Below are 12,955 nucleotides of genomic sequence, written 5' to 3'. Positions count from 1 at the left end.
ACCTCTACTTTCACATCATTAATAAATTGCTCAATCTTATAATTAATTCCTATAAGAACTATAAATTTTACAACTACAATAGAATCCTTTTCACCATTATCAGCTATCTACCTTGCAACTGTATCTATGTAATTAAGATTCGCAGAACCATCAGGATGTTCTAAAGAAGCAAATCCTATAAATATAATATATGCTTATCTATAAGTTATCGTATAATCTGTAATGTAATGAAGTCTTTCATCTTCATAAGGCTTCTTATAAATTAGAATACTTTAGAAATTTAGTTTTTTATTGCTAAAATCCAATAATTTTCGATCACGAACGCATGGGACATAGGTGAAGATTCCTTAAACTAACATTAATCATATATATTAAATAATATCTCTATATACATTATTCCTTTTTTGGTATATCAATGTATGTTCTGGAATTTCTCCTTTAATAACTGAACCAGCTGCAATTACTGAATTGTCTCCTATTCTAGTCCCCTTGAGTATAACTGTATTTGCACCAATCCAAACATTTTTTCCAATTATCACTGAAGATTTATTAATATTATTCCAATTCTGTTCTCCATATCGTTTATATATATGGTCATGATCATATATTAATATATTACCACCTAAACTTGTACCATCACCAATTTCAATCTTATCACAAGAAATTATGCTACAATTTCGGTTTATAAATACTTTATTACCAATTTTAATTGTTCCTTTATTTGCTTGTAATACTGTATTCTCTTTAAATTCGACATTATCACCAATATACATTCTTCCATTTGATACTCTTATTTCACTACCACTCATTATTTTACACTTATTGCCTATTTTAAAGAATGACTTTTTCCCAATAATTTTTATTTTAGCTCTAATTATTGAAAAACATTTATATTGAATCGATTTTATATTGAATATCTTTAAATAAAGCATTTTTATATTGGTATATATTACAAATGGTATATATTTAATTTTCTTCAACTATCACCATCTCCATTAATCTATTTTCTTTTTAATTTATTCAAAAACAATTTAAAACTACTAGTTCTAAAAAATGCTACTAAAAATATACAATTTATTTCTAATACACATACTATTATTTTTAATAACACTCCTACCATACCATTATATATTATTAAATTAATCGTACATTCTACTACAACATAAGTTAAAACCAGTAATAGAAAAAATAAAATGAATTTTAAAAAATATCTATCACATTTTTTATTAAATCCTTTCTTGTAAACTAATAAAGGATCTATAATACAAAATGTAACTATTTTAGAAATAGATGTTGCTATAAATATTCCTGCTAAACCAATCACCTTCGCTAATAATATAGATAATACAATATTTATTATAGAAGCAAGCATAGGCGCATATTTAGCTTGCTTAAATATGCCCATAGACGTTCTATATAAAGATGGTATTTGATTTATCCCTGTAAAATAGAATGCTAATACCAATGAATTTACAACAGTCTTACTTAACATATATTGCTTACCAATCCATAACTCTATAAATGGGTTAAGTAGTATAGCTAAGCAAATAGTGCAAAATCCAAAAACCCAGTAAGATATTAATACTAACATATTAAAAATTTCTTCTTTTCTATTTGAATCTGCTTCTATATTATGATTAGCTATACTAGCAGCCAATCCATTGTGAGCCTGCATTAATACAGAATTTATTGCATTAATTATCAAAGTATAATTTGAACATAATCCAATAAAAGTTGTTTTTAAAGTAACTGAAATTATTATATTGTCTGTTCCATTAAGTATAACCGCACCAAGTTTATAAAAAAATATAGACTTAATATTATCAAATAAACTCATTTTACGTTTTTTATCCAATTCATTTTTCTTGAATGTACTAATATAACGATATCTATTATTTACATAAACAGTTGTTAATATATTAGTGAGCATAGTAAATAAAATTTGAATAATTAAAAACATCATGTAATTATGTGTTACAAATAAAATTATAATTTGAAATATAAGCTGAATAATATATAGTGTTTGTTGTATAATAATTACAACATAATTCTTTTCATCTGCAATTAATAGCGATTTTTTATGAGAAAAAATATATGATGCTATTGTATTTACTAAAAATAAAATATAAATGTATATAATATTTTCTTGAATATCAACAATATCTTTTATAAGATATTTTAAAAATGGTATAAAACTTAATCCTAGTATAGAAATTACTAATATAATTATTCTATATGCTTTGCCATAGAAATTAATATATTCTGATATATCTTTTTCATCACCTTTTTTCAAGGGTTTATATAAACTATAAATAATAGCATTCCCTATACCTAATTCTGTAAAAGATAGCATTGTAAGAATATTGCTAAATAATCCACTTACCGATAAATAGTCATTCCCTAAAAGATATATAAATACAGTCCTACTTCCAAAAGTAGCAAGCATCGATATTATTTGTAATATCGATCCTATACTTACATTTGCAATTGAATTTTTAACACGCGACTTACTCATTCTATTTTCTACTCTTTAGACACTAAATTATTATAAGTTTTCACTGAATTTACAAAAGCATTTTTTCTTTTTTTATAATTAAATTTCAAATTACGGAGCTTTCTTATATACCATTTCCTCGAAGACATATTCCTTACCGTTAAATGTTCTCCACCATATTCTTTTAATGGTAAAAACCATTCACTTTCATGCAAATCAAAAATCTCTGGCTTCTCTCTATATGACATAAGTTGAATTAATTGATCATCATCACTTAATCCTACTTTATTCAAAATTATCATTGAACTTTTATTAAGTTGCCAAAGTTCGTCACATAATTTAGCAGGTAATACTATCAAACATCCCATTATACAATCACATAAACGTCTTACAATTTCAAATATAGGTTTTTCATCATATTTTTTATAATAAAACATATTTATTTTATCTGAAAAATCATATTCCCATAAATAATTAAATTCCTCTGGGTTAATATATAAATCTCCACCATGATTAAACCCAAAATCAATCCATGCTACCTGTGATGCAGTTAAACCTCTTTTTACTGCATCAGATAAAAAATATGATTTTAGAAGCATTAGATAAGAATACTCTGCAATATTAGAAGTTGCATTAGGAAGAATTCTAAAATCTAAAAAGTAATTATTTTCTGAGACCTTTTTCATATTTTCAAATATTTCTGGTTCTATACTAAATATATCATTGATAATTATTATTTCTGTTTTATCCTTTAATCCAAAATCAGTTCTTACTTTTAAAACTAATTTAGCAGTATTTTCATCTGTATAAACAATCAATTTGTTTTTCATTCTTGCCCAAAATTTAAAATTCTTCATATATGTATCATCAGTTCTTGGAATAGCTTTAAATTTTTCTCTTCCAATATTAAAAAATGCGGTTACTAAAGTAATTTCTCTCATTATATATCTCCCTATATTAAACTATTATTTTTTTATATTCCTTAGCATTAAAATTATCATTCTTTTTACACTTTACACTTTTTTATAATTTATAATGGTTTTTAAAAAATCTATAGACTTTTTTCTTTCTTCATTCAATTTTTTTTCAACTTTAGTATAATCAACTTTGTTTTCTAAATTGAGAGTTGACATATTATATATACATCTATCAGATAAATCAAATAAGCTTAAAATATTTTCTAGTCTAGAATTAACTTTTGCAGGTTCAGGCAAATATTGCATATAAAATTCCTTATGGAAATTTATCGAAAAACAAACTCCATGAAAAGAGTTAGTAACAATATATTCAGCATTCAAAAAAAGACTTAACCACTTTGCCGGATCTATTTTTCCAACATTATTCATTCCACTCTTCTTAAATAATCTATCATTTATATATATAATTTTTATATTTTTTTCTTCAGCTATTTTTTTTGCTAATTTAATAATAGATTTATTTTCCGCCAAAAGATATACTAATAAATATTTATCCTTTTGATCATTATCTACAGTAATGCTCATCCACTCATGCTTAGTCAATAAAAGTGTAGGATCTAATACCTGTGTTGCATTTTTTTCAATAATATTTTTAACAATTTCTACTCCTTGTTTCTCTCGTACAGATATATTTTCAAACTCTCTTAATAGCTCACGGTATTTATTTCTATATTCATCTGGTATCTTACTTACACCAAAACTTGCTCCATAAGAATTTTTTTTATGTCTATCTATTACAAAGTCTAAAAAGTATGCTTTATCAAAACCAGCACAATAATAACTCCATACTTGATCACTTCCTGTAATAAAAGTATCGTATTCTTCATTACACTGTATTAAATCAGAATGAGTCCTATAAATTTTCAAACTTTTCTTTATATATTTTTCAGAAAAAAGTTCAAAATTAATTCGGTTATCTTTTGTATATCCATTTTTCAAAAATATAATAGCCATTTTCTTAATATTAAACAAATCCTTTATTCTAAATGGTTTATAGTGATTCTCTAAAAACGGACAATAATAATCAATAACCTCACAATTAACTCCTAAGTTTTCAATTGTTTTATTCAAAGCATATGTTTGTAATACAGCCCCGAAATTAATTGCTCTGTGAAAAGTAATAATACCACATTTCATTCTATACTCTCTCTTTCTTATATAATTTATTAATAAAATAATTATCTTTATATACACATTTAAATTTTATTTTATATCTATATATTGTAAATTTTGTATACCAAGAATTTAACTAAATAGTTTCCTCTATATTTAATGTCCTATTTTCATAATCATATATACAAAGTCCCCAAAATAATCCTAAAAATGCTATATATGTAGGTATAAATATTAAATGACTAGATAATGAAACACATAGTAATATATAAATTGATGAACTAAAGGCTGCTGAATATTTATAATTTTTTCTCTTAAAAGTAACAGCATATCTTATCAAAATAAAATACATAAATATGTAAAATATAAAACCTACAATTCCAAAATCATAAAATATTTCCAAAAAATCATTATGTGCTGATAATCCACCTGTCATTAAAGCAACTGCATTATACCCATTTCCCCATAAAGTTTCAAAAATATTATTTTTAAGAATAGATATATTAACTAATCTAAAAATTATAAATCTATTTGAACCACCATCACTTTTTATAGATGCAACCCTACTAAAAACATTAAATCCTAAATCCAATGTATAATTATAAACTATAAAAAACATAATTAAAACAGCTAATATTATTGGTATTTTACGTATTTTACTAGAATATTTACTATCTTTTTTTCTTTTCTCCATAAATACATATATCAACAAAGATATAATTGTAGCAATAAATGCTGTTCTTTTCATCGATATCAACACTGAAAATAAGATACATATTATTCCAATCGACTTTAAAATCAAGTTATCTAAACTATATATAAATGGTAACATTAGCACTAAATAATAAATGGAATTTATTCTCAAGGAAGCATAAAGTGGATTATAATTATCCATATAAAATTTACTATACAAATATAAAATGAAAAATATAATCATAACTATAAATTGAAATTTTATAATTTTTGAAAATTGACTTTTCCCTCTATTTGAAATATATGCACTCAATATCGTTACAGGAAATAACATACAATTAATGATGGAATAAAATTCAAAATTTCCTTGAACAATTAACATAAAAAATATGTATATTGAATATAAAATAAATAAAACAAAAATATTTGAATATCGTTTAGCCGTTAATGTATACATGAAAATTTTTACAATCAAAGTTCCACCCAATAATGCTATAGCTACATATCGAATACTATCACCTAAAAAAGATAATTGATATGTCTTCATAAGATATTGAAGCAAAGCTACATTCACCAAAATCACTACAAACCAAATTTTTACTTTATTTATCTTTTCGTACATTAAATCTCATCCTTTGCTGCATCCATCCTAATTTTTTCTATTGATTTTTGAATACATAAATCATATTTATTCCATGTACATTTAAGAGATGTATTTCGTGCATTTTCACTCATATCTTTTAGTTTATCTCTATTGTTATCAAACCACATTAACTTCTCATAAATTTCTTTTTCATTCCCTGCATTAATTACAAATCCATTATATCCATTAATAATTAAATCACTAACACCTGAATTAGAAGTACAAATTACAGGTAGTCCGCAAGACATAGCTTCTAATGCTGATAATCCAAATCCATCTGCTAGCGATGGAAAAATTAAAATATCAGATTTGCTACAAAAATCTACTACTTTCTCTTTTGTAACATAACCTGTAAATTTGCAAATATCCTTAAAGTCTTTATAATATTCACTTTTTTTATCATATGTGCCAACAAACATGAAAGAAAATCTTTTATGTTTAAGCTCTTTAATAGCTTCAAGTAAATAGAATGCTCCCTTTTTTTGTGTTATCGTTCCCACAAATATGCATCTTATTTCCTCATACATATTTTCCCTCTTTTTATTATACGAATATATATTGCTATCAATCCCATAAGGACACATTAAAATTTTGCTATTTGGTACTCCCTCATATATTAATGAATTCATGGTGAAATTTGAAGCAACAAGAAAATAATCCGCCAATTTAGTCTCCTTTATGCTGTTATCTAACATATTCAAATATTGAGTAGAACAAATTTCCCTTCTTAATATATCAGAATATCTGTTATTCTTTTGCAAATCAATTTTAAATATCTTATCCATATATAAAGAATATGGTGCTGACATATCAATAATTCGTTTAATATGTGGAGCTTTTTTTTTCAAGATTTCAAAAGTTTTATACGCAAGCGTATCATACATTATAACTGCATCAACATTGTTCTTTATTGCATAGTTAGCAACTTTTATATTAAATTTATATATAATAAATCTGTTCCATATGTTGTATATATTTTTTTTCTTATCTATACGATATAGCAAAAGTAATATTAAACTTTCAAATTCGCAAAATTGGATAACATCATTATCTGATAGACTATTACATCTCCTTTTATTTGCTCTAGTTAAATTATCTCCACTTAAAACTCTCTTAGTAAATGATGTTAAAGAATGTTTTTTATCATAAACAGTTGTTATATATTTAAATAGAACCCCAGATTTTTCAAGTGCAGTTGCTGTTCTAAACGAGTGCTGTTGGGCTGAATGTGCAAGCAAAACCTTATATGTTTTATTTTCCATTATATACCTCCTTTATGCTATCTACCCCATAAAAATATTATTATCATTTACATTGAGACAATTCATATAATTCTTTATAGCTTAAAAATTTATTACGCTTATCAAATACTTTACTTTTATTAATACACTTAGAAGCTGAATTTTGAATAATACTACTTTCTCGAATTATTATTGGAATAGATTTGTATTGATCTTTTTCAACAATAATTCCACAACTATCATCTATACTTTCTGGACTTCCTCCAGTATTAAACGTAATAACAGGAATACCACACGCTAATGCCTCCAAATTAGTAGTAGGAAAATTATCTTCCAATGTAGGATTCAAAAAAACATCTGCTGCAGAATATATTTCTGCTAATTCATCTAAGTTTTTAGTTCTTCTTATTCCTATTATATTTTCAGGCATACTCTTTAATTGTTTGTCATTTATCCCTACCAAAACTATCCTTATATCATCATCTATTATCTTTGATAGTTCTACAAAATACTCCAAACCTTTTCTATGCTCCCAAACACTAGCTACTCCTAAAATCAGAAATTTATCCTCAAGATTATATTTTTCTCTAAAAATCTTTCTATCTCTTTGATAAAACACATTCAAATCTATTCCATTATTTATAACCCTAATATCATATTCTTTAAGAAAGGACTGTTTTACTAATCCTGCTAGCCACTTTGAAGGGGTAACTATAGTCATATCCCTCACTCCAGTAAATAAATTCTTTTTCATTTCATAATTCCATTTAGAATTGTCTACCACCATGCTCTGTGGATATGATTTTTTTTGTGGACAATTATTACACCCATTCTTCCATTTATCACATCCAACATAGTCAAAATAAGCACAATGACCAGTAAATGACCAACAGTCGTGCAATGTCCATATAATCCTCTTATTAGCCTCTTTTAGATAATTAAAGAAGATTTCTATATTTATATAATATCCGTGAATATTATGAAGATGTATAACATCAGGGTCATATTCCTTAACCTTTTCTATGAATGCCTTTGTCGCTTTAGTAGATGCAAATCCATGTTTATCAAGAAACCTTGTTTCAGCTACATGAACATAATTATCAAGCTTGTTTCCTATTTTTATTTTTCTTATATCTTCAGGCGCTTCCCCTCTTCCATATGCTATTAAACATTCATGTCCATGTTCTTCTAAAACCTTATATATATCCGTAGCTATTCTTCCTGTACTCCCATATCCACAAACAGAATTTATTTGTAATACTTTCATTTTATTTTCCCCACACTACTCTATTTATATAGTCTGTATAAGATAAGATTATTCTAAGTACTTTATCTGATACATTAGGCATACTATAATCAGTTACCTGTCTTAAAGTATAATTTTTTTGAGTCTCAAGTACCTCTAACCCCTGTAATATTCTCTCTTTTTCAAGTCCTACCATCATAACTGATGCTTCTTCCATAGCTTCCGGCCTTTCATGTGCTTGTCTAATATTCAGTGCTTTAAAGCCTAATATTGATGATTCTTCACTTATTGTTCCGCTATCACTAAGTACCGCTTTAGCTTTTATTTGAAGTTTTACATAATCATTAAATCCAAGTGGTTTCATAAGTGATATCAATGGATTAAACTCTATTCCTTTAGCCTCTATCATCTTTCTTGTTCTTGGATGAGTACTTACTATTATAGGCATATTGTATTTCTCAGCTACAGAGTTTAGTGTATCAACTAAGTTTAAAAAATTAGTTTCTGAACTTATATTTTCTTCTCTATGAGCTGAAACCACAAAATATTGTCCTTCTTTTAAATTTAATCTTTCTATGACATCTGACTTCTCAATATCTTCTATTCTTGAATTTATAACTTCAAACATAGGACTTCCAGTCTTTATTACTCTATCTGACGGAAAACCCTCTCTTAGAAGGTATTCTCTAGCTATATCACTATAAGTTAAATTTATATCTGATGTGTGGTCAACAATCTTTCTGTTAGTTTCTTCAGGTACTCTTTGGTCAAAGCATCTGTTTCCTGCTTCCATATGGAATATTGGAATATGTCTCCTTTTAGCTGCTATAGCTGTCAGACAACTGTTTGTATCTCCAAGCACTAAGAATGCATCTGGCTTAACTTCTTCCATGATTGGATCTACCTTCACAAGTATATTTCCTATAGTTTCAACTGCTGTTCCTGTAGCAGCATTAAGAAAATAATCAGGTTTTCTTAATTTAAAATCATTAAAAAACACCTCATTCAGTTCATAGTCATAATTTTGTCCTGTATGGACTAAAATATGTTCTATTGATTTTGACTCATCTAATTTATTTATAACAGCTGATAGTCTTATTATTTCCGGTCTTGTTCCTATAACTGTCATTACTTTTAACTTCTTCATTTTTAAACCTCCATAAAATACGTATCCGTTTTTTCTGGGTTAAACACTTCATTTGCCCACATAACCGTTACCATATCCGTATTCCCAACATTTACAATTGAATGAGTATATCCAGTAGGAATATCTACAACTTGAAACTTTTCTTCACTTACTCTATACTCTATAATTTCATCTGAATCTATATTTCTGAAGCGTATAAGGCCCTTACCACTTACCACCAAAAATTTTTCATTCTTAGTATGATGCCAGTGATTCCCTTTTGTAATGCCTGGCTTAGCTACATTTATAGATATCTGCCCTCTATCTAAAGTTCTTATAAATTCAGTAAAAGAACCTCTATTATCACAGTTCATTTTTAAATCATATGCAAATTTATCTTCAGGCAAAAAACTTAAATATGTGCTATAAAGCTTTTTAGTAAGCTCATCATCCATACTAGGAATACTTAGATTTTCTCTACTTTCTTTAAAGCTTTTTATCTTTTCTGCTAAATCACCTAATTTAATATCATGGTTTACTGGAACAACACAGTAGTTTCCTTCCTTAGTTTCTTTTTCTTCTAATGCTCTTATAAATTCACAAACCACATCATCTATATAGCATAAAGAAAGTTCCACATCAGGATTATTTATTTGTATATCTAAATTTCTAGCTATGTTGTAACAGAATGTAGCTACTACAGTATTATAATTAGGCCTGCTCCATTTCCCAAAAAGATTAGTTAACCTATATACTAAAGCTTTTGATCCTGTTTCCTCACTATATTTAAAAATCAACTCTTCCCCTGCTTTTTTACTATTTCCATAGGGATTGTCACGTTCTGCTTGGATGGAAGAAGTAATGAGAATTGGTGATTTATTATTATGCTTCTTTAATAAATCCAGTAGCTCTGATGTAAAACCAAAATTGCCTTCCATAAACTCTTTTTCATCTTTAGGTCTATTTACTCCAGCAAAATGAAAAACAAATTCACAATCTTTAGTGTATTTATCTAACAAAGTTTTTTCAGTATCTATATCAAACTTATATATATCTTTATATCCTCTATTATTAAGCTCTGCTATAAGATTCTTTCCAATAAAACCATTTGCACCTGTAATAAGTATCTTCATCTTATTTTCTCTCCTTATTTTAGGATCATTATTTTGTAAATGCGGCTTCATTCACTGCTTCCCACATACTTAATTCTTCTCTTATATAATCAAGTTCTAATAGCTTTTCTTTTATCTCTTTCACTGTTAAAATTTGTGTATTATGAGAATTATATTCTTCTTCAGTTGATAGTTTTTCATTTCCTTCTATAAAATACTTATCATAATTCAAATCTCTTTTATCAGCTGGCACTCTAAAGAATTCTCCCATATCTTCTGCATGAAGATATTCTTCCTTGGTCAACAATGTTTCATACAATTTTTCTCCATGACGAGTTCCTATTATCTTTATTTCATTATCTGCATGGAATAACTCTTTTAATGCTTGTGCCAAATCCTTTATTGTTGAAGCTGGAGCTTTCTGTACCATAATATCTCCTGCCTCTGCATTTTCAAATGCAAAAACTACAAGCTCTACTGCCTCTTCAAGACTCATAAGAAATCTAGTCATGTCTGGATTTGTTATAGTTAAAGGTTTCCCATTTTTTATTTGTTCTACAAATAGAGGAATCACAGACCCTCTAGATGCCATAACGTTACCATACCTTGTACCACAAATCATAGTATCTTCTATTGAAACAGTTTTAGCTTTTGCTACAAACACTTTTTCCATCATAGCTTTTGATATTCCCATAGCATTTATAGGATAAGCTGCTTTATCTGTAGAAAGACATATTACTTTCTTTACTCCATACCCTATAGCTGCTGTCAATACATTATCCGTACCTATTACATTAGTCTTTACGGCTTCCATAGGAAAAAATTCACATGATGGTACTTGCTTTAATGCTGCTGCATGAAAAATATAATCAACACCATGCATAGCATTTTTCACTGAAGATAAATCTCTAACGTCTCCTATATAAAATTTAATCTTATTATTTTTATATAGCTTTCTCATATCATCTTGTTTCTTCTCATCACGAGAAAAAATACGAACTTCTTTAATACCTGTATCTAGAAATCTATTAAGTACAGCATTTCCAAATGAACCTGTACCTCCCGTTATTAACAAAGTTTTGTTTTCAAACATTCTATTCTCCTTCTCTTCTATCAAAATGTTTTTCTAATATTTCAACTGATCTTTCGACCTTAAAATTTTGTTCTAAATATCTTCTACCATTTATACCCTTGTCTTTTATTCTATTATCTATAGCCATTTCATATATAGCATTAACAAAACCTTCTATATCTCCAGACCATACCCATCTTCCACAATCAGCCTCTTCAATCAAATCCTTTATATCTGTCACTTGATCTGTTGCTGCTAAAACAGGTTTTTCATATTCCATATAAGATAATATACGTGATGGATAATTAGGTATAGTAAAATTTGGATCTAGTATAATTAATCCTACATCGCATGCTTTATTCAATTCTTCATATTTATTACGAGGAAGATTTTCTAACAAAATAGCATTTTTTATACAATTTTCTTTTATTGAATCTTGTAATTTATATCTATCTGTACCTCTTCCTACGAATACAAAAAATATATTCTCTTCATTAGTACAACGTTTTATTCCCTCACATAATAAATCTATATATTGAGGCTTTCCCATATTTCCACCGAAAATAAATGTACATGCATCTGCTGGTATCCCATACTCTTTTCTCACATCATAATTAGTAGTATTGACTTTATTGTTTATTTTCTTTGTATTTGGAAATAATCCTACTTTTTTATAATCTAACCAAGGATTATGTTTTATAATATACTGTTCATTAGCCTTAGACATGCATCCTATCATATCAGATATATCATATAATTTTTTTTCTTGTCTTTTAAAAAACTTATATATAAGACCTTGTTTTTTCATAATTTTAAGATCTACTGCATTTTGAGGAAAAATATCTTTTAACATTAAATATGTATGGCAATTAAATAATTTTTTTGCCCATTTTACTAACGCTCCATTAGTAACAGGTGGTGCTTCATAAATAATTAAATCAAAAGTATAATTCTTTAGATATCTCGAAATACCATTTTTCATAATCACTGGCATCTTTAACGTTGTTATACCCTTCTGAAATAGATTAACATCATAATAATTACCTGTAACTATTCTTAAAACATCAATTCCTCTCTCTTTTTTCATTTCTGTATATTTCTTATTTCTTACTTGTTCTGAAACCACAACAACAATTTCATGTCCTTTTTCATGTATTGCTTCAGCTAAATCTGTATAGATTGTTGCACCTTTTTCCGGTTCCGGAAACGATGTTGCAATATATAATATTCGCATCTCT

11 protein-coding genes are annotated in these 12,955 nt (G+C 26.9%); all 11 read right to left on the bottom strand.

Annotation, left to right across the window (positions count from 1 at the left end):
* Positions 1–371: 371 nt before the first annotated feature.
* The 11 genes from KQH81_RS02705 to KQH81_RS02655 all read right to left on the bottom strand — a co-directional run bounded on the left by KQH81_RS02705 (position 372) and on the right by KQH81_RS02655 (position 12,951).
* A complete protein-coding gene (locus KQH81_RS02705) occupies positions 372–980 on the bottom strand; it encodes an acyltransferase (protein ID WP_230028844.1) in 609 nt (202 codons plus the stop codon).
* Positions 981–1,000: 20 nt separating this feature from the next.
* Positions 1,001–2,515: a lipopolysaccharide biosynthesis protein gene (locus KQH81_RS02700; protein ID WP_230028842.1), complete on the bottom strand. Its 1,515-nt coding sequence runs from the start codon at positions 2,513–2,515 to the stop codon at positions 1,001–1,003.
* 8 nt (positions 2,516–2,523) lie between these two features.
* A complete protein-coding gene (locus KQH81_RS02695; protein ID WP_230028840.1) occupies positions 2,524–3,435 on the bottom strand; it encodes a WlaTC/HtrL family glycosyltransferase in 912 nt (303 codons plus the stop codon).
* Between the two features lie 72 nt (positions 3,436–3,507).
* Positions 3,508–4,608, bottom strand: coding sequence for a polysaccharide pyruvyl transferase family protein (locus KQH81_RS02690; RefSeq protein WP_230028838.1), 1,101 nt, complete (start codon positions 4,606–4,608; stop codon positions 3,508–3,510).
* 112 nt (positions 4,609–4,720) lie between these two features.
* A complete protein-coding gene (locus KQH81_RS02685; protein ID WP_268254230.1) occupies positions 4,721–5,416 on the bottom strand; it encodes an O-antigen ligase family protein in 696 nt (231 codons plus the stop codon).
* Positions 5,417–5,898: 482 nt separating this feature from the next.
* Entirely contained in the window at positions 5,899–7,182 is a 1,284-nt protein-coding gene (locus KQH81_RS02680; RefSeq protein ID WP_230028834.1) for a glycosyltransferase family 4 protein, read from the bottom strand.
* A 43-nt stretch (positions 7,183–7,225) separates the two neighbouring features.
* Entirely contained in the window at positions 7,226–8,428 is a 1,203-nt protein-coding gene (locus tag KQH81_RS02675) for a glycosyltransferase (protein ID WP_230028832.1), read from the bottom strand.
* A 1-nt stretch (position 8,429) separates the two neighbouring features.
* Entirely contained in the window at positions 8,430–9,554 is a 1,125-nt protein-coding gene (gene wecB, locus KQH81_RS02670) for a non-hydrolyzing UDP-N-acetylglucosamine 2-epimerase (protein WP_230028830.1), read from the bottom strand.
* Between the two features lie 2 nt (positions 9,555–9,556).
* A complete protein-coding gene (locus KQH81_RS02665; RefSeq protein WP_230028829.1) occupies positions 9,557–10,666 on the bottom strand; it encodes a capsular polysaccharide biosynthesis protein CapF in 1,110 nt (369 codons plus the stop codon).
* A 28-nt stretch (positions 10,667–10,694) separates the two neighbouring features.
* The gene (locus KQH81_RS02660) at positions 10,695–11,738 is read right to left on the bottom strand and encodes a polysaccharide biosynthesis protein (protein ID WP_230028827.1); all 1,044 of its coding nucleotides are present in this window, start codon (positions 11,736–11,738) and stop codon (positions 10,695–10,697) included.
* 1 nt (position 11,739) lies between these two features.
* Positions 11,740–12,951, bottom strand: coding sequence for a glycosyltransferase family 4 protein (locus KQH81_RS02655; protein ID WP_230028826.1), 1,212 nt, complete (start codon positions 12,949–12,951; stop codon positions 11,740–11,742).
* Positions 12,952–12,955 lie beyond the last annotated feature (4 nt).

Origin of the sequence: Clostridium cadaveris (assembly GCF_020911725.1) — a bacterium.
In the GTDB taxonomy this organism is placed as follows: domain Bacteria; phylum Bacillota; class Clostridia; order Clostridiales; family Clostridiaceae; genus Clostridium_X; species Clostridium_X cadaveris.
This window is presented reverse-complemented; position numbering and strand designations above follow the sequence as displayed.

Excerpts from the sequence above, each read along its gene's own strand:
- KQH81_RS02700 (WP_230028842.1), bottom strand. The coding sequence starts at position 2,515 with ATGAGTAAGTCGCGTGTTAAAAATTCAATTGCAAATGTAAGTATAGGA.
- KQH81_RS02695 (WP_230028840.1), bottom strand. The coding sequence starts at position 3,435 with ATGAGAGAAATTACTTTAGTAACCGCATTTTTTAATATTGGAAGAGAA.
- KQH81_RS02690 (WP_230028838.1), bottom strand. The coding sequence starts at position 4,608 with ATGAAATGTGGTATTATTACTTTTCACAGAGCAATTAATTTCGGGGCT.
- KQH81_RS02685 (WP_268254230.1), bottom strand. The coding sequence starts at position 5,416 with ATGTTACCATTTATATATAGTTTAGATAACTTGATTTTAAAGTCGATT.
- KQH81_RS02680 (WP_230028834.1), bottom strand. The coding sequence starts at position 7,182 with ATGGAAAATAAAACATATAAGGTTTTGCTTGCACATTCAGCCCAACAG.
- KQH81_RS02675 (WP_230028832.1), bottom strand. The coding sequence starts at position 8,428 with ATGAAAGTATTACAAATAAATTCTGTTTGTGGATATGGGAGTACAGGA.
- wecB (WP_230028830.1), bottom strand. The coding sequence starts at position 9,554 with ATGAAGAAGTTAAAAGTAATGACAGTTATAGGAACAAGACCGGAAATA.
- KQH81_RS02665 (WP_230028829.1), bottom strand. The coding sequence starts at position 10,666 with ATGAAGATACTTATTACAGGTGCAAATGGTTTTATTGGAAAGAATCTT.
- KQH81_RS02660 (WP_230028827.1), bottom strand. The coding sequence starts at position 11,738 with ATGTTTGAAAACAAAACTTTGTTAATAACGGGAGGTACAGGTTCATTT.
- KQH81_RS02655 (WP_230028826.1), bottom strand. The coding sequence starts at position 12,951 with ATGCGAATATTATATATTGCAACATCGTTTCCGGAACCGGAAAAAGGT.